This window comes from Brevibacterium sp. S111 (genome assembly GCF_004745075.1).
GTDB lineage: Bacteria > Actinomycetota > Actinomycetes > Actinomycetales > Brevibacteriaceae > Brevibacterium.
The window spans coordinates 92,685-114,033 of sequence record NZ_RHFH01000011.1; the positions used below are offsets into that span (position 1 = coordinate 92,685).

Annotated in this window: 16 protein-coding genes; 3 read left to right on the forward strand and 13 right to left on the reverse strand. The window is 65.4% G+C overall.

What is annotated here, in order from left to right:
* Positions 1-3: 3 nt before the first annotated feature.
* On the reverse strand, positions 4-2,115 hold the full coding sequence (locus tag EB836_RS13545) for a DNA topoisomerase IV subunit B (RefSeq protein ID WP_135541274.1): 2,112 nt from the start codon (positions 2,113-2,115) through the stop codon (positions 4-6).
* Between the two features lie 127 nt (positions 2,116-2,242).
* Between EB836_RS13545 and EB836_RS13550 the strand changes: the two genes are divergently transcribed.
* On the forward strand, positions 2,243-3,088 hold the full coding sequence (locus EB836_RS13550; protein WP_135541276.1) for an N-acetylmuramoyl-L-alanine amidase: 846 nt from the start codon (positions 2,243-2,245) through the stop codon (positions 3,086-3,088).
* 143 nt (positions 3,089-3,231) lie between these two features.
* On the opposite strand, the gene EB836_RS13555 is transcribed toward EB836_RS13550, so the two are convergent.
* Together EB836_RS13555 and EB836_RS13560 are read right to left on the reverse strand one after the other, a co-directional pair.
* Positions 3,232-4,671, reverse strand: a complete 1,440-nt coding sequence (locus tag EB836_RS13555; protein ID WP_135541278.1) for an RNA polymerase sigma factor — start codon at positions 4,669-4,671, stop codon at positions 3,232-3,234.
* A gap of 377 nt (positions 4,672-5,048) precedes the next feature.
* The gene (locus EB836_RS13560) at positions 5,049-6,278 is read right to left on the reverse strand and encodes a DUF4192 family protein (protein ID WP_135541280.1); all 1,230 of its coding nucleotides are present in this window, start codon (positions 6,276-6,278) and stop codon (positions 5,049-5,051) included.
* A gap of 252 nt (positions 6,279-6,530) precedes the next feature.
* Here EB836_RS13560 and EB836_RS13565 point away from each other — a divergent pair, with 252 nt between their 5' ends.
* Together EB836_RS13565 and EB836_RS13570 are read left to right on the forward strand one after the other, a co-directional pair.
* Positions 6,531-7,322 (forward strand): fused MFS/spermidine synthase, encoded by a 792-nt coding sequence (locus EB836_RS13565; protein ID WP_135541282.1) that lies wholly within the window; start codon positions 6,531-6,533, stop codon positions 7,320-7,322.
* Positions 7,323-7,475: 153 nt separating this feature from the next.
* Entirely contained in the window at positions 7,476-9,707 is a 2,232-nt protein-coding gene (locus EB836_RS13570) for an ATP-binding domain-containing protein (RefSeq protein ID WP_135541284.1), read from the forward strand.
* A gap of 280 nt (positions 9,708-9,987) precedes the next feature.
* Here EB836_RS13570 and nrdR read toward each other — a convergent pair whose 3' ends face one another.
* From nrdR to ftsZ, 10 genes are all read right to left on the reverse strand, one after another.
* Positions 9,988-10,485, reverse strand: a complete 498-nt coding sequence (gene nrdR, locus EB836_RS13575) for a transcriptional regulator NrdR (RefSeq protein WP_135541286.1) — start codon at positions 10,483-10,485, stop codon at positions 9,988-9,990.
* Between the two features lie 2 nt (positions 10,486-10,487).
* A complete protein-coding gene (hisD, locus tag EB836_RS13580; RefSeq protein ID WP_135541288.1) occupies positions 10,488-11,798 on the reverse strand; it encodes a histidinol dehydrogenase in 1,311 nt (436 codons plus the stop codon).
* A gap of 121 nt (positions 11,799-11,919) precedes the next feature.
* Positions 11,920-15,477, reverse strand: a complete 3,558-nt coding sequence (dnaE, locus tag EB836_RS13585; RefSeq protein ID WP_135541290.1) for a DNA polymerase III subunit alpha — start codon at positions 15,475-15,477, stop codon at positions 11,920-11,922.
* A 118-nt stretch (positions 15,478-15,595) separates the two neighbouring features.
* Positions 15,596-16,519 carry an RluA family pseudouridine synthase gene (locus EB836_RS13590; RefSeq protein ID WP_135541292.1) on the reverse strand — a complete coding sequence of 308 codons (924 nt, stop codon included), beginning with the start codon at positions 16,517-16,519 and terminating at the stop codon, positions 15,596-15,598.
* A complete protein-coding gene (locus EB836_RS13595) occupies positions 16,516-17,049 on the reverse strand; it encodes a signal peptidase II (protein WP_135541294.1) in 534 nt (177 codons plus the stop codon). The genes EB836_RS13590 and EB836_RS13595 overlap by 4 nt, the downstream gene beginning before the upstream one ends.
* Positions 17,050-17,145: 96 nt before the next feature.
* Positions 17,146-17,955, reverse strand: a complete 810-nt coding sequence (locus EB836_RS13600; RefSeq protein WP_135541296.1) for a DivIVA domain-containing protein — start codon at positions 17,953-17,955, stop codon at positions 17,146-17,148.
* Between the two features lie 337 nt (positions 17,956-18,292).
* Entirely contained in the window at positions 18,293-18,592 is a 300-nt protein-coding gene (locus EB836_RS13605) for a YggT family protein (RefSeq protein WP_135541297.1), read from the reverse strand.
* A 94-nt stretch (positions 18,593-18,686) separates the two neighbouring features.
* Positions 18,687-19,211 carry a cell division protein SepF gene (gene sepF / locus EB836_RS13610; RefSeq protein ID WP_135541298.1) on the reverse strand — a complete coding sequence of 175 codons (525 nt, stop codon included), beginning with the start codon at positions 19,209-19,211 and terminating at the stop codon, positions 18,687-18,689.
* Between the two features lie 78 nt (positions 19,212-19,289).
* Positions 19,290-20,048 (reverse strand): peptidoglycan editing factor PgeF, encoded by a 759-nt coding sequence (gene pgeF, locus EB836_RS13615; RefSeq protein WP_135541299.1) that lies wholly within the window; start codon positions 20,046-20,048, stop codon positions 19,290-19,292.
* A gap of 1 nt (position 20,049) precedes the next feature.
* Positions 20,050-21,234 (reverse strand): cell division protein FtsZ, encoded by a 1,185-nt coding sequence (ftsZ, locus tag EB836_RS13620; protein ID WP_135541309.1) that lies wholly within the window; start codon positions 21,232-21,234, stop codon positions 20,050-20,052.
* Between the last annotated feature and the right edge of the window lie 115 nt (positions 21,235-21,349).

A 21,349-nucleotide genomic window follows, 5' to 3' on the forward strand; every position in this document is an offset into this window, starting at 1 on the left:
GGTTCAGCTGTCGATGCGCTCGGCGTCGAGGACGGCGGCACCGGAGACGATGAATTCCTTGCGCGGCCCCACGGAGGAGCCCATGAGGAGTTCGAAGGTGTTCTCCGCCGCCTCGGCGTCGGCCATCGTCACTCGCCGCAGCGTGCGCATCCCCGGGTCCATCGTCGTCTCGGCCAGCTGGTCGGCGTCCATCTCCCCCAGGCCCTTGTAGCGCTGGATCGGCTCCTTGTACACCTTCTTCTGCTTCTCGAGCTTCTTCAGCAGAGCATGCAGCTCGGCCTCCGAATAGGTGTAGACGACGTCATTCGGGGTGCCGCGCTTCGTGACGACCTCGACCCGGTGCAGCGGCGGCACGGCTGCGAAGACCCGCCCCTGCTCGACCAGCGGCTTCATGTACCGGAAGAAGAGGGTGAGCAGCAGAGTGCGGATGTGCGCCCCGTCGACGTCGGCATCGGTCATGATGATCACTCGTCCGTACCGGGCCGATTCGAGGTCGAAGCTGCGTCCGGAGCCGGCACCGATGACCTGGATGAGGGCCGAGCATTCGACGTTGGCGAGCATGTCCGCCAGGGTCGCCTTCTGCACGTTGAGGATCTTTCCGCGGATGGGGAACAGTGCCTGATGGTCGGAGTTCCGTGCGGCCTTGGCCGTGCCCATCGCCGAATCGCCTTCGACGATGAACAGTTCGGTGTTCTCCACTCCGTTGTCACGGCAGTCATAGAGCTTCGCCGGCAGCGAGGAGGCCTCCAGCGCGGTCTTGCGGCGCTGGTTCTCCTTGTGGGTGCGAGCGGAGATACGCGACTTCATCTCCGCGACGACCTTCTCCAAGAGGACCGCGGCCTGCTGCTTCTCCGCCCGCTTCGTCGACGAGAGCACATCGCCGAGCTGGGATTCGACGGTCTTGGCAACGATCTGCCGAACTGCGGCCGTGCCGAGGACCTCCTTGGTCTGGCCCTCGAACTGGGGCTCGGCCAGCTGCACGGTGACCACAGCGGTGAGCCCGGCCATGACATCGTCTTTTTCGAGTTTGTCCTTGCCGACCTTGAGTTTCCGCGCATTGGCCTCGACGGCCTTGCGCATCGCCTTCAGGCAGGCCTGTTCGAACCCCGCGAGGTGGGTGCCGCCGTGCGGCGTGGCCACGACGTTGACGAAGGTCTTGAGCTTCGTGTCATAGCCGGTCCCCCAGCGCAGTGCGATGTCGATGCCGACCTCGCGTTCGACCTCCTTGGATTCGAGGTGCCCAGAGGCGTCGAGCACCGGCACCGTTTCCTTGAAGGTGCCCGTGTTCTGCAGCCGCCATGTGTCGGTGATCGGCGGGTCGATGGAGAGATGGTCGACGAACTCCGTGATGCCGCCGTCGAACTTGAAGATCTCCTCGCGCTCGGCGATGACGGCACCGGTCTCGTCCCGGGCGACACCGCGACGGTCGACGATGCGGATCTCGAGCCCGGGAACGAGGAAAGCGGTCTGCCGAGCTCGTTCGACGAGGTGCTGATAGTCGAACTGAGCCTTGGCCAGGAAGATCTGCGGATCCGCCCAGTACTGCACACGCGTGCCGGTGACTCCGCGCTTGGCCTTGCCGACGACGTCGAGACCCGTCGGCTCGTGGAACTCTTCGAAGGGGTTGTCCGGACTCGTGGTCCCGGCGGAGTCGTCGAAACGACCGGGCACACCACGCCGGAAAGACATCTTGTGGACCTTCGACCCGCGCGTGACCTCGACGTCGAGGCGTGCGGACAGGGCGTTGACGACTGAGGCGCCGACGCCGTGGAGGCCGCCGGAGGCCGCATAGGAGGATCCGCCGAATTTGCCGCCGGCGTGGAGCTTGGTCATGACGACCTCGACTCCGGTCAGTCCGGTCTTCGGTTCGATGTCGACGGGGATGCCGCGGCCCTGGTCGGTGACGGCGACCGATCCGTCGGGGGCGAGTTCGATGAGGATGCCGGATCCGTGCCCGCCGAGAGCCTCATCGACGGAGTTGTCGATGATCTCCCACAGGCAGTGCATGAGACCGCGGGAGTCGGTCGTGCCGATGTACATTCCCGGGCGTTTGCGCACCGCCTCGAGACCGGACAGGACCGACAGATGTCTGGCGCCGTAGCTTTCGTCTTCCACAGATTTCCTCTCGTTCGATTAAATTCTAATCGTTGCGGGCTCTGCGCCCTATTCCCTGCGGGCCGTGTCGAGATGAGTTTCGCTCATTTCCGGTGCCCGACCGGGTTCGGCTGAGACAATGGGACTCATGCGTCGTCGCCTTCTCCCTGCCGCCCTCGTCCTGTCCGCCGCACTCTGCCTGCCCGGTCTCGTCGCCTGCGGGGAGGAGACCACCCCCGGTGCGGACACGACGACCCCGGCATCCGGCACGGCAGCAGCGACCGAACCGGCAGGTGAGCGCACGTCCGACACCGACGCCGGGGCCGCCTCGGCGAGTGACCCGGCCGAGGTCGACCTCAGTGGGAAGACGATCGCCGTCGATCCCGGCCACAACGGCGGCAATGCCGCCGCCCCGGCGAAGATCAATCGGCCCGTCCCCGATGGTCGCGGCGGCACGAAGCCGTGCAACACCACGGGCACCTCGACGAACTCGGACTATCCGGAGGCCGACTTCACCTGGGCGGTGGCGAAGAAGCTGCGGCACTCCCTCGAACAGGCTGGGGCGACGGTCGTGCTCAGCCGCAAGGACAACAAGGGGGTGGGGCCGTGCGTGGATGAGCGCGGCACCTTCGCCGATGACGCCGATCTGCTCGTGAGCATCCACGCCAACGGCAGCGAATCGAGTTCGGTCCGGGGCTTCCACATCATCGTGGCCGACCCCGGCGAAGACGAGAAGACCGAGAAGGCCTCCGTCTCTCTGGCGAAGTCGCTGGGCTCGGCGATGGGTGAGACGTTCACCCCGAATCAGGCCTACGGGAAGGATGCGATCAGCCGTCGCCCCGATCTGGCGGGCCTGAACAATGCCTCCGTGCCCGCTGTCATCGTCGAATGCGGGGAGATGCGCAACCCCGCCGAAGCGAAGCTCATGGAGTCGAAGTCCGGGCAGTCGAAATACGCGGCGGCGCTCTTCGACGGCATCGTCGACTGGTTCTGACTTCACGGAGGTCGACGGTCAACAGCTTCTGACTTCACCGAGGTCGCCGGGTTCTGACTTCGCGAACAGGGCCCTCGGACGCCGCACGCCCCGAGGGGCGTCCCCGGGGCGTGCGGTCTCGTGTGGGCGGGCTCAGCCGCTCATCAGTCGAGGTAGTCGCGCAGCACCTGCGAGCGTGACGGGTGGCGCAGCTTCGCCATCGTCTTCGACTCTATCTGGCGGATGCGTTCACGGGTGACCCCGTAGACCTTGCCGATCTCATCGAGGGTCTTCGGCTGTCCGTCGTTGAGTCCGAAGCGCATGGACACGACACCGGCTTCGCGCTCGGAGAGCGTGTCGAGGACCGAATGCAGCTGCTCCTGCAGGAGTGTGAAGCTCACCGAATCCGAGGGCACGACCGCCTCGGAGTCTTCGATGAGGTCGCCGAACTCCGAATCGCCGTCTTCGCCCAGGGGCGTGTGCAGCGAGATGGGCTCACGCCCGTACTTCTGCACCTCGACGACGCGCTCGGGCGTCATGTCGAGCTCCTTCGCGAGCTCTTCCGGGGTCGGTTCGCGTCCGAGATCCTGGAGCATCTGGCGCTGCACACGAGCGAGCTTGTTGATGACCTCGACCATGTGCACGGGAATGCGGATGGTGCGAGCCTGGTCGGCCATGGCGCGGGTGATGGCCTGGCGGATCCACCACGTGGCATAGGTCGAGAATTTGAAGCCCTTGGTGTAGTCGAACTTCTCAACGGCGCGGATGAGGCCCAGGTTGCCTTCCTGGATGAGGTCGAGGAACAGCATGCCGCGTCCGGTGTAGCGCTTGGCCAGGGACACGACGAGGCGGAGGTTGGCTTCGAGGAGGTGGTTCTTCGCGATCCGACCGTCGTGGATGATCCACTTGTAGTCCATCGTCTCGCGCGGATCACTGACCTCACCGGCGTCGAGGAGGTGCTCGGCGTACATGCCGGCCTCGATCCGCTTGGCCAGGTCGACCTCCTCGGCGGCGTTGAGCAGGGCCACCTTGCCGATCTGCTTGAGGTAGTCCTTGACGGGGTCCGCGGTCGCACCTGCGGACACGACCTGCTGTGCAGGAGCGTCTTCCTCGTCGGCGTCGGAGACGATGAAGCCGCCGGCTTCGGCGACGGCTGCGTTCTTCTCCTTCTCCTCCGAGTTCTTCGTCTCGGTCGCCTCCGCGGGGCTCTCCTCGGTGGCGAGTGCGTCCGCGGCCGGCTCGACCTCTTCGGTGGTGTCGATGTCTTCGACGGTCTTCTTCGCCTTGGTCGCCTTCTTCGCGTCCTTGGCTGCGGCCGCCTTCGTGGTGGTCTTCTTCGGTGCCGCGGTCGACTTGGCCGCAGTGGCCTTCGCTGCCGTGGTCTTCGTCGCGGCGGATTTCGCAGCGGCCGGCTTCTTCGTGGCGGTGGTCTTGGCCTGCGCGGCCTTCTCAACCTTCGCCGCGGTCGCCTTCGTCGTCGCCTTCTTCGCTCCGGCGGTGGTCGACGCCTTCGTCGTCTTCTTCGCGGTGGACTTCGACGCCGCAGTGGTCTTGGATCCACCGGTCGAGGTCTTGCCGGCCGTTCCCTCCGACTTCTCTGTCACCGTTGTGGTTTCCTTGTCGACTCTCGGCACGTGTTCACCTTTCGCGAGCGTTGAAACTTCCCCATGCATTCGGACAGTACTAAGACCCAAGTCAAGTGGTCCGAGTACGGTCCGGAGCGAACGCAGAGTCCGCCCATCATGCTATGACTGGGTCAACGCCTAATTTTCGCACGTTATTCCCGGCATTGCGAATCGGGGCTGCGCAAGTCCCGGGCACCGTGCCGACGCTCTGTCTGGGCGAACACCGCGCCCGTCGGTTCTGTTCCCTCTTTCCTCCGCGCCGGTCTTTCGTCGTCGCCGGACTTTCCTGTGCGGCGGTCGCTCCTCCGCGCCGGCTTTCCTCCGCGCTGGTCGTTCCTCCGCGCCGGTGCGCCCGTTCACAGGGGTGCGCCCTCGGTGTCCATGAGCCAGCGCGGCAGGAAGCCCCTCTTCACAGCGTTCGCGATGAGCCCGGCCAGCCCGTGCTCGGGTTCGAGGTCGAGGGCGGCCAGAGCGTAGTTCTCTGCCATCGTCGACCCGCCCAGTGCCCATTCGAACCATGCGATGACCGAATATGCCGTGGCTCGCACCTGGGGGTGACCGACCGGCAGGTATTCCTTGAGGAAGGCGATGGACAGCAGCACATCGCGCGGGTGCGGAGCACGTTCGGAGAGCCCGATGAGCTCCCGCGCCGCGTCGGCCCGGCGACTCGAGTCCCAGCAGAGTTCGCGCAGTCGGTCGCCGTCGGCGTCGAGGACGCGAGCGGGCGGGAAGTCCGGGTGGTCGAAGCTGAGGATCATCTCGAGTGCGTCCCTCGACCATTTCTCGGCGAGGAGGGTGTCTAGGGCCATCACTGTCGGCAGCTCCATGAGGGCCTGCAGCCGGGCGATGTCGAGGGGCTCCTCACCGTCGCGCATCGCGTTCAGGCGGGGATAGAGTTCGGCGAAGATCGTGAAGGCCTCCCCCATGCCCATCCATTCCTCTTCGCGTCCGCGCCTGCTGTCGGCGAAGGCTTCGGCCGACAGCGGAGCGATGACGAGCTCTTCGGGGGCGCTGACCGGATTGGATCCGCCGGCCACAAGTTCCGTCGCACACGCCGAGGTGGTCGCTGCGATCAGGGGTGTGCTGTCGTATCCGTCGTGGTCGATGCGCCCGAATCGGTCCCTGCTCACCCACCAGGCGCTGAGTGTGTCGATCCCTCTGGCGTCGAAGGTCAGTGCCAGCTCGTCGATGGCCGCACGGATGAGGCTGCGGTGGACCGCGGCGTATTCGTCGACCCGGCCGGCGGCGCCGAGGTCGCCGGTCGGTCCGCAGCCGCCGGTCGGTTCGCTGTCACCGTTCGGTTCGCACTCGGCGACCGGTTCGTAGTCGTCATCGTAGAGAACGAAGAAGATGCCGGTCACTGCGCAGGCGCGGGAGACGAGATCCGCATACCAGGTTCCTCCTTCGGAGATGATCCGCGCCGCGGTCTCCCGGTCGAAGTCGGTACGCAGGGTCGTCGAACTCGTCTGGGTCCCACCGGTCTCGGTGCCGACGATGAGCGCCACGAGACTGCGGCGAGGCGTGTAGCCGAGAGTGTGGGGGATGATTCCGATGATGTCTTCTGGTGAGCGGGCTGGTGTTCTCATGATCTGTCCTCGCCTGTTGTGTCCTCGTTGTGGTCTGGCAGTGTGGTCCGAGCTCGATGGTGCGGTCCGAACTCGTTGGTGCGGTCGAGGTTCCACTCCATCCGATCGGCTCTGCCGACGACCAGACCTCTTCCCGTGGCTGTGGACAGCGGGAAGCGATCCACAGGCCCCCGGTGTCCGAGTCGCGGCCTTCGTCCCCACGCGGATTCGGACCGAATTGCCACGCGGGCTCCACTGACATACAAGTGAGGGGTGGCGAAGAGACGGATTTACACAGCACCGGGGTCCCAAGTGGTCGACATCTCGACGGGGACGGCCCGCCTGGAGAAGCTCGACGGGGAGGCCGATTCCTATGTCCTCCACGTCAATGGCGTTCCCTCGTCGTCGATCACCCTCAGTGATCCCACCCGCCTGGACTTCGAGTACCTCGACTGGATGCGCCGCGCGATCGACGTCGTCCTCCCCGCCGGGTCTCTGCGGGCCGCACATATCGGTGCGGCCGGCTGCGCGCTCGCGCGTGCGCTCGACGCGACGCGGCCGGGATCGAAGCAGACGGCGATCGACATCGACGCGGCGCTGCTCGGCTTCGCACGCGAGTGGTTCGATCTGCCCCGCTCCCCCGCCCTGGCCCTGCGAGCCGGTGACGGGGCCGCGGAGATCGGGACGTTCCGGCCCGACACCCTCGATGTCCTCGTCCGTGACGCCTTCGACCACGATTCGGTGCCCCCGGCCCTGCAGAGCCCAGACTTCTTCGCGTCCTGCGCCGAGGTGGTCAAGGACTCCGGTCTCTATGTCGCCAATGTCCCCGATTCCGGTGACCATGGGGTGCTGAAATCCGAGCTCAATGCTTTGGGGGAGCATTTCGCGCACCTCGCCGCGGCCACGGAACCGGCGATCCTCAAGGGACGTCGGCGCGGCAACGTCGTCGTGCTCGCATCGAACACACCGTTGGATACGGCCGGACTCGACCGCAGTCTGCGGACAGCCGCTTCGGTCGCGACGTTCCTGTCCGGAAAGGGTCTGCGTTCCCGCCTGGGCCTGTGAACTCGCGAGACTCCGACGGCGAACCGGCCCCGTTGCGGTCCTGACCACCCGTCCTGGTGGGGAATGTGAGGTACGCCCCGATCCGAAATGACCCTGCGACTACAGACACCGAGGAAAGTTCGGCATAATTGAATGCCGACCCAAGAAGGTGAGATGACCGAAACTTCAGAAATTCGCGTCGAGCAGGCCAAGCTCGACGAGCTCTATGCCCGACTCGATGAGCTGCGGGAGGAGACGACAGCGCGCCTCGGAACCGTGAGGATCTCCGAGGTCGGAGGCAACCACCAGCACCGCACCGAACGTGATGCCTTCGCCACCCTGTACGAAGATCAGCTCATCCGCCTCGACGGCGCCGAGGAGGGACTGTGCTTCGGTCGCCTCGACCTCGTCGACGAGGACGACCCCACCTACATCGGCCGCATCGGTCTCACCGATGCGCAGCGTCAGCAGATCCTCATCGACTGGAGAGCACCGGCCGCGGAGCGTTTCTACCAGTCGACCGCGGCCACCCCCGAAGGCGTCGCCCGCCGCCGTCACCTCGTGACCGCCAACCGGAAGGTCACCGGGATCGAGGACGATGTGCTCGACATCGAGGCCCTCGACGATGATCAGCGGTCGAACCTGCAGGGCGAAGGAGCCCTGCTCGCGGCTCTGTCCAGTCATCGCACCGGCCGGATGGGCGATATCGTCGCCACCATCCAGGCCGAGCAGGACGCCATCATCCGCCGCCCGCTCTCCGGCCTCCTCGTCGTCCAAGGCGGTCCGGGCACGGGGAAGACCGCGGTCGCCCTCCACCGTGCCGCGTTCCTCCTCTACCGTCACCGGGAGAGGATCGCCAAGTCGGGTGTCCTCCTCGTGGGTCCGTCGACGGTGTTCCTCAAGTACATCGAGAAGGTGCTGCCCAGCCTCGGCGAGACCGGAGCCGTCCTCCTCACCCCCGGTCAGCTCTACCCCGGACTCGACACCGATGCCACCGACGATCCGGCGGTCGCGGAGATCAAGGGCCGCGGAGTCATGGCCACGATCCTGAAGAATCACATCGCGAACTATCAGCGCGTGCCCGAGCACGACGAGGAGCTGCGCGTCGGTTCGCACACCATCGTGCTGCGACGCAAGGACGTCCGGTCGGCCCGCGACCGAGCACAGCGCAGCGGAGATGCGCACAACGCGGCTCGCACCGGATTCGTCACCGGTCTGCTGAAGATCCTCGCCGAGGATCTCGCCCGCGAGATGGGCCTCGATGCCGCCGGTGAGCGCCTGCCCGAGCTGTTGGAGGAGCTGAGGTCGAGCGTCGACGTCCGTCGTGCCCTCAATCTCGCCTGGTTCCCCATCGGTCCCGCCGGTGCGCTGCGCGCCCTGCTGGGCAAACCGCACAAGCTGCGTGCCGCCGCCGGCAGGCTCCTCACCCCGGCCGAGCAGTCGACCCTGCTCGAGCACCGTCAGCAGGAATTCACCGTCGAGGATGTCCCGCTGCTCGATGAGCTGGCCGAACTCCTCGGCTCCAGCCCGCAGCAGACCCAGGCCCGCGACGATGCGGCCCGCGACTACGCCGAGGCCGTCGTGGATATGACCGAGACCGGCGGAATGGTCACCGCTGAGATGCTCGCCGAACGGTGGGAGGAGCAGGGTCCGACGATGACCCTGGCCGAACGCGCTCTGGAGGACCGAGAGTGGACGTACGGTCACCTCGTCGTCGATGAGGCCCAGGAGCTCTCCCCCATGCAGTGGCGGGTGCTCTTCCGCAGGGTTCCTTCGAAATCGGCGACCGTCGTCGGTGACCTCGCGCAGTCTTCGCAGGTCGACAACGCCCGCACCTGGTCCTCGATCCTCTCCGAGTTCGTCGGAGACCGCTTCGCTCTCCAGGTGCTCACGGTCTCCTACCGCACCCCGCAGTCGGTGATGGATCTGGCCAACCGATACCTCCACCGTCATTTCCCGCAGCTCGAGCTCGTCGAATCGGTGCGTCAGGGAGGTGTCGACCCCCGCCTGGATACCTTCGCCGACGAAACCGAGGTCCTCGATGCCCTGGTGACCACGACCGCTGAGGAAGTGGCTGCCGCAGAAGGCGGAAAGATCGCCGTCATCGCTCCGTCGGAGCTCATCGACCCCATCGCCGAGGTGCTCGCGGACTTCGACTTCGGACGTTCGGTCACCGGCCTCGACCATCAGATCGCCCTCATCACCCCGCAGCAGGCCAAGGGCCTCGAGTTCGACTCGGTGATCATCGTCGAACCCGGTTCCATCGCTCCTGCCGGCAGCGAAACCGGCATCGGCGGGCTCTATGTGGCACTGACGAGGACCACGGAGCGTCTGCGCGTCCTCGCCTCGGCGACCACGGAACTCGTCGAGCTCTTCGCCGCTGAATCCGTGCGCCGCGCCGGCTGATCAGCACCGAATCGGCTTCGGCCCCGTCCGAGTCGAACAGCCCGGTCTCACACGTGGGCGTTTCGACTCGGACGGGGCCGTTGCTGTACGCGCTCTTCGGCCTCAGACCCGCCGTTTCCGTGAGCGTGAATGTGAAAGGCCGCTTGGGTTCGGCTTCCCCTCCGAACCGCAAGCGGCCGCGCGCCGTAGCGCGCACTGTCAATACTACACAACTATTTATGCACCGCGGTACTCGAGACGAAGATTTCCGCAGGGATTTTTCAACGGTCTCAGGATCCGGTCAGTCCGCGAAATCCTCCGGGGTCGGTTCCCGGGTCTGGCCGGCCTGCAGAAGCGCATCGGCACGCAGCGAATCGATCGCGGCTTCGAAGTCTTCGAGCGAGTCGAACCCCTGATAGACGCTGGCGAAGCGCAGGTAGGCGACCTGGTCGAGCTCGCGCAGCGGATCGAGGATGGACAGTCCCACCTCGTCGGCATCGATCTCGGCGATGCCCTTCGAGCGGATGTTCTCCTCGACCTTCTGCGCCAGCTTCGCAAGATCATCGTCGCTGACCGGTCGGCCCTGGCAGGCCTTGCGCACGCCCGACATGATCTTCTGCCGCGAGAACTCCTCGGTGACCCCGGAGCGTTTGATCACCGACAGACTCGTGGCCTCCATCGTGGTGAAGCGGCGACCGCAGTGGCGGCATTGTCGCCGTCTGCGGATCGCTGCGCCGTCTTCGCTGGTCCTCGAGTCGACGACGCGGGAATCGGACTCACGGCAGAACGGACAACGCATCTCTACTCCTCGAACCTGATATCCACGGCGCGACCATGGGCCGGCAGCTGTTCGCTGGCGGCGAGAACATCGATGTGTTCGGCCACCTCGGACAGCGCCTGGCGATCATAGTCGATGACCTGGCTGACTTTGATGAATGAGTGCACCCCGAGGCCCGAACCATGAGCGGCGGTGCCCATCGTCGGGAGCACGTGGTTCGAACCGGCGCAGTAGTCGCCGAGCGAGACCGGTGCAAAGTCGCCGAGGAACACCGCTCCCCCGCTGGTGATCCGTTCGGCCACCGCGGCGGCATCGGCGGTGTGGACCTCGACGTGTTCACCCGCGTAGCCGTTGACCACGGTGATGCCCGCGTCGAGGTCGTCGACGAGGACGATGGCCGACTGCCGTCCGGACAGGGCCGTGGAGATCCGTTCGGAGTGCATTGCGGCAGGCACCTGCACCTTGAGCTCCGCCACGACCGCTTCGGCGAGGTCCGCAGAATCGGTCACGAGCACCGAGGCGGCCAGTTCGTCGTGTTCGGCCTGGCTGATGAGGTCGGCGGCGACGAATCGCGGATTCGCGCTCGCGTCGGCGAGGATGATGATCTCCGTCGGGCCGGCGACCGCATCGATGCCGACCCGGGACCTCACGAGTGATTTCGCGGCCGCCACATAGGCGTTCCCGGGTCCGGTGATGAGGTCGACGGGTTCGAGTCCCTCCCCGTCGTCGAAGCCGTATGCCAGGGCACCGATCGCCTGGGCGCCGCCCATCGCCCACACCTCATCGACACCGAGGATGTGGGCCGTGGCCAACACCGTCGGGTGCGGCAGTCCGTCGGCCTGCGGCGGGCTGGCGATCGCCAGCGAGTCTGCCCCTGCGGTCTGGGCGGGCACGACGTTCATGATCACCGTCGAGGGGTAGACGGCGAGACCGCCGGGCACATAGAGTCCCACACGCTCGACCGGCAGGTGGCGAGTGGTGACGAAGGCCCCGGAGGCCAACTGGGTGCGGACATCGGCAGGGCGCTGATCGGCCGCGACCTTCCGAGCCCGGTCGATCGACTCGACGAGCGCGGACTTGACCTTCGGGTCGAGTTCGGCCGCGGCGGTGGCCAGGCTCGCTGCGGGCACCCGCAGGGTCTCGGGGCGCACCCCGTCGAAGCGTTCGGTGTAGTCGAGCACGGCGGCCGCTCCGCCTTCGGCCACGGTCTCGAGCAGCTCTGCCACGCGACGTTCGATATCGGCATGCGTATCGGCGGCACGGGGAAGCGCCTGCGCCAGGAATCGCTTGTTCAGGGTCTCGCCACGGTAGTCCAGAATGTTCACCTGCACCATTCTAGTCGCCGTCGCTGCGGGCCAGACGCCCGGTCCGCGGTTCGAGCCGTTCAGCGGGCAGCGGAGACGGCACCTCGCCCACCCGCGGGCCACCGGCCCCGTTTCTGCCGGCCCCCGCGGCTCAACCGCTGAGGCAGCGCGATCCCAGCAGCGCCTTGAGGTCGCCGTAGAGGCTCGGATTCGGATCGACGCGGATCGACCGGTCGAGCCGCATCACGGTCTGACGTCCCGGCTGGGACAAGATCACGTGGACATCGGTCTGGCCCCTGTTCGACTCGAGGATCCGTTTGAGCTTCGTCGCCATCTCCTCGGTGGCCTTCTCCATCGGCATGAGCAGGTTGAGCGGCCGATCCTTGGGGTCGGTGACATCCGGGATCGTCATCGACATCGCCATCAGCGAGGTCGGGCGGTCTTCGGAGGTGCGGATGCGCCCGGTCAGCGAGATCACAAGGTCGGTAGCCAGCAGGCTCGCCACGGGCTCGTAGGTGTCACCGAAGAACATCACTTCGATCTCGGCTTCGAGGTCCTCGAGCGTGACGATCGCGTAGGGGCGTCCGGAGTTCTTCGACACCTTGCGGGTGACCTGCGTGATCATTCCGCAGACCTTGATCTGGGATCCGTCGTGGCGCTGCGATTCGGGGTCGGCCACCTCGGCGATGGAGGCCTCGGATTCTGCGGCGAGCACCCCTTCGAGCCCGTTGAGCGGGTGGTCGGAGACGTAGAGGCCGATCATGTCGCGTTCGAAGGACAGCTTCTCCTTCTTCTCCCATTCCGGACGGTCCGGGATCGTCACGGAGAAGCCCGGCGAATCGTCTCCCCCGCCGAACCCGGCGAAGAGGTCGAACTGGCCGTTGGCTTCCTGCCGTTTGACGCCGATGACCGAATCCACGGCTTCTTCGTGGATCTCGACGAGGGACCGCCGTGTGTGTTCGAGCGAATCGAAGCCACCGGCCTTGATGAGCGATTCGATGGTGCGCTTGTTGCACACGTGGCTGGGCACTTTGTCGAGGAAGTCCGTGAACGAGGTGTAGGCGCCCTTCTCCCCGCGGGCCTCGACGATGCCTTCGACCACATGGGAGCCGACATTGCGCACAGCGCCCATGCCGAAGCGGATATCGGTGCCGACCGGGGTGAAGTGCAGAGCCGAGTCGTTGACATCGGGGGGCAGCACGGTGATGCCCAGACGACGACACTCGTTGAGGTAGATCGCCAACTTGTCCTTGTTGTCACCGACCGAGGTCAACAGCGCAGCCATGTACTCGGCGGTGTAGTGGGCCTTGAGGTAGGCGGTCCAATAGGACACGACTCCGTAGGCGGCCGAGTGAGCCTTGTTGAACGCGTAGTCGGAGAACGGCAGCAGGATGTCCCACAGAGCTTGGGCGGCGGCCTCGGAGTAGCCGCGTTCCTTCATGCCGCCGAAGAAGCCGACCTGCTGCTTGTCGAGCTCCGACTTCTTCTTCTTGCCCATCGCACGACGGAGGATGTCGGCCTGACCGAGCGAATATCCGGCGACCTTCTGCGCGATCGCCATCACCTGCTCCTGGTAGATGATGAGGCCGTAGGTCGTGTCGAGGATGTCCTTGAGCGGTTCCTCGAGCTCGGGGTGGATCGGGGTGACGTCCTGCAGTCCGTTCTTGCGCAGGGCGTAGTTCGTATGCGAGTCGGCACCCATCGGGCCGGGGCGATAGAGCGCAAGCGTCGCGGAGATATCCTCGAAGTTGTCGGGCTTCATCATCCGCAGCAGGGCGCGCAGTCCGCCGCCGTCGAGCTGGAAGACGCCGAGGGTGTCGCCGCGGGCCAGCAGCTCGTAGGCGTCGGGGTCGTCGAGGGTCAGGTGCTCGAGGTTGAGGTCGAGGTCCCGGTTGGCCTTGATGTTCTCGACCGCGTCGGAGACGATCGTGAGGTTGCGCAGCCCCAGGAAGTCCATCTTGATGAGCCCGAGACCCTCAGATGTCGGGTAGTCGAACTGGGTGATGACCTGTCCGTCTTGGAACCGCCGCATGATCGGGATGACGTCGATGATCGGATCCGAGGACATGATGACGCCCGCAGCGTGGACGCCCCACTGCCGCTTCAGCCCTTCCAGGCCCTTCGCGGTCTCGAAGGTCTCCCGGGCTTCGGGATCGGTGTCGACGAGTTCGCGGAACTCTCCGGCTTCCTTGTACCGCTTGGAGTCCGGGTCCTCGATGTCCTTGAGCGGGATGTCCTTAGCCATCTCGGCCGGCGGCAGCGCCTTCGTCAGACGTTCACCCATGGAGAAGGGTTTGCCGAGGACACGTGCGGAGTCCTTGAGCGCCATCTTCGTCTTGATCGTGCCGTAGGTCACGATCATCGCGACACGTTCGTCGCCGTACTTCTCCGTCACGTATTCGATGACCTCACCGCGGCGACGATCATCGAAGTCGACGTCGAAGTCGGGCATGGACACACGGTCCGGGTTGAGGAAACGCTCGAAGAACAGTCCGTGCTGGAGCGGGTCGAGGTCGGTGATGCGCATGGCATAGGCGACCATGGAGCCGGCACCCGAACCACGGCCGGGCCCCACCCGGATGCCGTGGTCTTTCGACCAGTTGATGAAGTCGGCGACGACGAGGAAGTAGCCGGGGAAGCCCATCGAGATGATGACGTCGAGCTCGTAGTCGGCCTGCCTGCGGACATCGTCGGGCACACCGTCTGGGTACCGGTAGTCGAGTCCCTTCGCGACTTCCTTGATCAGCCACGAGGTCTCGTCCTCGCCGGGCGGGCAGGGGAACTTCGGCATGTAGTTCGCCGAGGTGTCGAAGGAGACTTCGCACTTCTCAGCGATTTCGAGGGTGTTGTCGCACGCCTCGGGGAATTCCTTGAACAGGGAGCGCATCTCGGCCGCAGACTTGAGGTAGTAGCCGGAGCCGGAGAAGGCGAAGCGGGAACCGCCCTGATCGTAGGTCGGTTCGATGAGTTTGGAGCCGGACTGGATGGCCAGCAGCGCTTCGTGCGCCTTCGCATCGGATTCGTGGGTGTAGTGCAGGTCGTTCGTCGCGACCAGCGGAATGTCCATCTCCTTCGACAGACGGATGAGATCCTTCGTCACGCGCTTCTCGATGGACAGCCCATGGTCCATGAGTTCGACGTAGTAGTTCTCCTTGCCGAAGATCTCCCGATACTTGCCGGCGGCGGCCCGGGCCTCTTCGTACTGCCCCAGACGCAGCCGCACCTGGATCTCGCCCGAGGGGCAGCCCGTCGTGGCGATGAGCCCATCGGAGTAGGTCTCGAGCAGTTCCTGGTCCAGCCGGGGCCACTTCGCGGTCACTGAGTCGAGAGAGGCGTACGAGGAGGCTTTGAACAGGTTGCGCATCCCCGTGTTGTTCCGCGACAGCAGGGTCATGTGCGTGTAGAGACCACCGCCGGAGAGGTCGTCGCTCTTCTGCGATTCGTCGGTGCGCCACTTCACTCGCGTCTTGTCCCGCCGGTCGGTTCCCGGGGTGACATAGGCTTCGACGCCGATGATGGGTTTGATGCCGGCCGCCGTGGCTTGGGACCAGAAGTCGAAGGCACCGAAGAGGTAGCCGTGGTCGGTCGTGGCGATCGCGGACATGCCCGAAGCCTTCGTCGCCGCCATGAGGTCGGCGAGGCGGGCCGCACCGTCCAACATGGAGTATTCGGTGTGGACGTGGAGGTGGACGAAGTCCTCGTTCGGCACTGGGCGCCGCCTTCCTGAAGTGGCCGGTATTGCCCATCCAGCTTAGTCCATCAGCTGCGTTTCGACAGAGGCCCACAGGCTGTCATTCGGGCCACGGTCATAGCCCGGCCGACCGTGCTCAGTTCGGTCGGATGCCGTCGAGAGCGACCTGCAGATCCTCGGGGTAGCCGCTTTCGAATTCGACCCACTTCTGCGTGTCGGGATGGTGGAATCCGAGCTTGACCGCGTGCAGCCACTGCCGTTCAAGCCCGAGTTCTTTGGCCAGCACCGGATCGGCACCGTAGGGCACGTCGCCCACGCAGGGATGCTTGGTCGCGGAGAAGTGGACGCGGATCTGGTGCGTGCGCCCGGTTTCGAGGTGGACTTCGACGAGCGCGGCACGGCGGTGGGCCTCGATGACCTCGTAGTGGGTGATCGCGTTCTTGCCTTCCGTGCGCACGGCGTAGAGCCCGTCGTGCTTCGGGTGCCGTGCGATGGGGGCGTCGATGGTTCCGAGCACCGGGTCGGGAAGCCCCTGGACGACCGCATGGTAGGTCTTCTCCACCGTGCGCTCCTTGAACGCACGCTTGAGCATGCTGTAGGCGTATTCGCTCTTCGCCACGACCATGAGACCGGAAGTGCCCACGTCGAGGCGCTGAACGATGCCCTGACGTTCGGGAGCACCGGAGGTCGCGATCCGGAAACCGGCTGCGGCGAGTCCGCCGACGACGGTCCTTCCGGTCCAGCCGATGGCCGGATGGGCCGCGACGCCGACGGGTTTGTCGACGACGACGAACGCATCCTCGTCGTGGACGATCCGCATGCCCGGCACCGGGTCGGCCACGACTTCGAGGGGCCGTTTCGGTTCGGGCATCATGATGTCGAGGCGTTCGCCGGCGATGACCCGGTCGGATTTGATCACGGGACGTCCGGACATCTGCACACCCCCGTCGGCGCAGATGTCTGCGGCGGCGGTGCGGGAGAGTCCGAGAAGCTTCGACATCGCAGCGTCCACGCGCTGGCCTTCGAGCCCCTCAGGGACGAGGATGGAACGTTCGGTCATTGAGAGTCCTCTTTCACACGGGTGGAGTCCGAACCGTCGAGTTCGATGCCTTTGAGGCTGGCGATGATGAGCACCACGGCAGCGGCGGAGATCGCAATATCGGCGACATTGCAGATGAACAGCGACAGATCGATGAAGTCGACGACGGCCCCGTGGAGGAATGCCGGTTCCCGGAACAGCCGATCGACGAGGTTGCCGAAGAGCCCGCCCAGCAGCAGGCCGAGTCCGATCGCCCACGCCCGAGAACCGAGTTTGCGGGAGAGCAGGAGGATCGCGATGAACACGCCGACGGCGATGAGCGGGAACACCCAGGTCACACTCGAACCGAGTCCCAGGGCGGCACCGGGGTTGCGGTAGAAGTTGAACCCGGCCAAGGACCCGATCACGGGCACCGGCGGTTGCCCTTCGAGCAGAGTGACGGCGAGGAATTTTGTGACCTGATCGATGACGAGCACGATCGCCGCGATCGAGAACAGGAGGACCAGCTTGGCGGCACGAGGTCTGTTCACCCGTGGGGCAGGATCGTTCATTCGGTTCATTCTAGTCCACCGTCATCGACGTCGAACGCGCACGACTGAGGTCCGGGACCTCCGCGGAGTTCCCGGACCTCTGCCGTGCGCTGTGGATCAGAGCTTGTGGTTCGACGAACCGCCCAGCGGATTGTTTCCGTCGAGGGTCTCCGGAGCCAGGCTCGTGGAGTTCTCGAGGTCCCGCAGCTGATCGTTGAGGTAGCTCTTCAGACGTGTGCGGTACTGACGTTCGAAGTTCGACAGCTGGTCGATCGACCGCTCCAGCGTGGACTTCTGCGACTCGAGGGTCGACAGGGTCTCATCCCGCTTGGTCTCGGCCTTGCCGACGATATCGGCGGCTTCCTTCTCGGCGCCCTGGATGAGCTCGTCGCGCTTGCGCTCACCTTCGGCAACGTGCTCGTCGTGGACGCGCTGGGCCAGTGCGATGAGGCCGTGGGCATCTCCGTCGCCGCCGACTGCACCGAGGCCCGCGCCCGCTGCTCCACCGGCTGCGCCGGCAGCGACTGCGGGTGCAGCCGAGGACTCCTGCGGAGTCGGTGCGGCTTCCTTGACCACCGGAGCGGAGGTCTGAGCCGGGGCTTCTTCGACCGGTGCCGGAGCGGCAGGTGCTTCCTGGGGTGCCGGCGCCTCGGCCTGCTCCTCGGGAGCCGGAACCGCGGCAGGCATGGCCTGGGTAGCGTCGATGTCCTGCGCCGGAGCGGCGGAGGCGCCGCCGGCTTCGAGTTCCTTCACACGCTGTTCGGCGGTGGAGAGCTTCTGACGCAGTTCGTCGTTCTCCTGGTAGAGACGGCGGATCTCAACGACGACCTCATCAAGGAAATCGTCGACTTCATCCTGGTCGTACCCGTCGCGGAACTTCACATGCTGGAACCGCTTGTTTACTACGTCTTCAGGCGTGAGCGCCATGAGGTCACCTTCGGTCGATCTACAATCATTACGCTGCCGCCCGGAAGGACGGCTTCAACGTCACATTAGCGTAACACCTGCAGTTTTGTCGTGCAGTTAAGGCGTGTCACGCATTCGATGACGAACTTTTACCTATCCGAGGCTAACAAGGTCTCCACACGCTCGGCCAATTTCGGTGAGTATATTCACCATTTATCGACTATTGGGACAATCGAATCCCGATAGTCGCATTGCACTTCGTTGAGGCATTTCACGAGGCACAATCAGCATTTCGGGCTATTCGCCGCAAACACCGGTCTCCGCTCTCCTGTGAGCGTGGGACCCTCCGCGCCGGGGATCAGGCCGTGGTGTGCGAGAGGTTGAAGAACACCGAGGCGATGATCTGGATGCCGATGAGCAGAACGATGAAGCCGAGATCGAGCGAGATCTGCCCCAGCCGCAGTGGTGGGATGACCTTGCGCAGCAGCTTCAGCGGCGGGTCGGTGAGTGTGTAGACGATCTCCGCGAGGACGAGGAAGAAACCGGCCGGCTTCCAGTCACGGGAGAACACCTGGACCAGGTCGAGCACGACTCGGGCCAGGAGCACGTAGACATAGAGGCTCAGCGCAGTGCCGAGGATGTAGAAGATCATGGCCACGGGGGTCCCTCGCGCCTTTCGTTGGTGCTTGAGTGTCGGAGCCCCAGCCTAACGGCTCGAGCTGAAGAGGAGTTGAGAGAAGTTCCCGAACCGCTCAGCTCTGGTTGAAGAAGCTGGCCTGAGTGTCCGAATCGGCTTCGTTCTCGCCTGCGACCTCGATGTTCTCCGGGGTGAGCAGGAAGACCTTGTTCGTCACCCGTTCGATCGAACCGTGCAGACCGAAGATGAGGCCGGCGGAGAAGTCGACGAGCCGCTTGGAGTTGTTCTCGTCCATCTCCGAGAGGTTCATGATCACCGGGGTGCCTTCGCGGAAGGCCGATCCGATGACCATGGCATCGTTGTAGCTGCGCGGGTGGATGGTCCTGATGCGATTCATTGAGGTTCCTGGAGCCGGGGTGTCTACGGGACGAATCGGTGACGGGTGGATCGGCGTCACCGGAGCGGGGCTGCGATCCTCTGCCGTTTCGGGTTCTTCGTGCCGGTCGACGTCGTCGAAGGTTTCGATGACTTCGCGGTCCCGGTATGCGGGTTCGCGACGCTCGGACTCATGGCGCTCGGTGGTCTCGTCCTCTTCTTCGACGAAACCCAGGTATTCCAGCGTCTTCTTGATTGCTGACATGTCTTAAGCTCCTCGGACTTCGGCACTTGCTCACCTGTGGCCCAAACTATCGCACGTGGGCATACGGAAGGGTGAGTCCTACGGGTGTGTCGTGGGGTTTTCTTCCTGCAGCCAGATGATCCCGGCGAACCGGCCCGTCCGCTGGTGCCTGCGATAGGAGAACAGATCTTCGGATTCCTTGGTGCAGGTGCGGGAGAAATGGTCGATGGTCACGCCTTCCCGGCGCAGCTGTTCGGCGACCGCTCCGGCGACATCGAGAGCAGGGGTTCCCGTCACCGACACCGAGGCGGCCGTGGGCTCGATCTCGGCGACTTCGGTGCGCAGTTCGGCTGAGACCTCGTAGCAGCGAGGGCACACCGAGGGCCCGATGACGGCGTGGATCTGACCGGCTCCCGCGTCCCGCATGCGCGCGATCGTGCCGGGCACGACTCCTGCGGCCATTCCCTGCCGGCCGGCGTGGATACCCGCGATGATCCCGGTCTCGGCATCGGCGAGCATGATCGGGGTGCAGTCGGCGACCATGATCGCCAGTCCGATGCCGCCGAGGTTCGTCATCTGCGCATCGGCTTCGACGGGAGCCTGCCGCAGTTCGGTCTCGGCGGCGATGCTGTGCACCGTGGTGCCATGGACCTGGGAGACGAAGGACAGACGTTCGCCGCTCAGACCCAGAACCTGGGCCAGAGCGGCGCGGTTGGCTGCGACGAGTTCGTCATCATCGCCGACATGGCGGGCGAGGTTGAACGAGGCGAAGTCCCCGCTCGAGTACCCGCCGTGCCGGTCGGTGAAGGCGACGTGGGCGGTGCGCCTGCCGGGGATGACGAACCTCGAGCGCAGCATGTTACTTGAGGAAGTCCGGGATATCGAGGTCGTTGTCGACGTTCGAGCTGCTGCGTTCGTTGGGCAGCGTCGCCGGAATCTGGTGGTCCTCGCTGCGGCGAGCCGGCTGAGTCTCCGTGGCTTCGGCTTCCTCGGCCTCCGGCTCGGAGATCACGGGTGATTCGTTCTCGGTCTCCGCCGGGGCGGCGGCCGGGATGGAGGCCGGGACCGCTTCGGCACCCGCGGTTTCGGCGTTCGGGGAGGTGTTGTCGAAGCCGGCGGCGATGACGGTCACGCGGCATTCGTCGCCGATGTTGTCGTCGATCACGGCGCCGAAGATGATGTTCGCTTCGGGGTGGGCCGCTTCCTGGACCAGTCGCGCTGCCTCGTTGACTTCGAAGAGACCGAGGTCGCCGCCGCCGGTGATGCAGAAGAGCACGCCGTGGGCTCCGTCGATGCTGGCTTCCAGCAGCGGGGAGGCGATGGCGGATTCGGCGGCCTGCACGGCGCGGTCGTCTCCGGTGGCCGCACCGATGCCCATGAGCGCGGTGCCGGCATCCTGCATGACGGACTTCACGTCGGCGAAGTCGAGGTTGATCAGGCCCGGGACCGAGATGAGGTCGGTGATGCCCTGGACACCGGAGCGCAGGACTTCATCGGCCGAGCGGAAGGCTTCGACGACGGAGACGCTGCGATCGGAGATCGACAGCAGTCGGTCGTTGGGAATGACGATGAGGGTGTCGACCTCTTCGCGCAGAGCGGCGATGCCGGCTTCGGCCTGCGCGGAACGACGGCGCCCCTCGAAGGTGAACGGGCGGGTGACGACGCCGATGGTCAGGGCGCCGAGCGAACGGGCCACTCGAGCGACGACGGGGGCCGCACCGGTTCCCGTGCCGCCGCCTTCGCCGGCGGTGACGAAGACCATGTCGGCGCCCTCGAGGGCATCGCGGATGGCCTCTTCGGACGAGTCGGCGGCCTTGCGTCCGATCTCCGGATCGGCTCCGGCGCCGAGGCCGCGGGTCTGGTCACGGCCGATCTCCAGCTTCACATCCGCGTCGGAGAGGACGAGAGCCTGGGCATCGGTGTTGATTGCGATGAACTCCACGCCGCGCAGGCCGACGTCGATCATCCTCTGCACAGCGTTGACACCGCCGCCGCCGGTTCCGGCAACCTTGATATCCGCTCCGGATTGTGGGAATTCAGCCAAGTCGGTTCCTCGTCTCAAGCGCTTCAGTCACGCAGGGTCTGCGTGCGCATTCGGTCTGTGTTCTCTGCCCTGAGGCTATTGGGCGGGGCAACATCACTGCAACCATTCTCCCCGG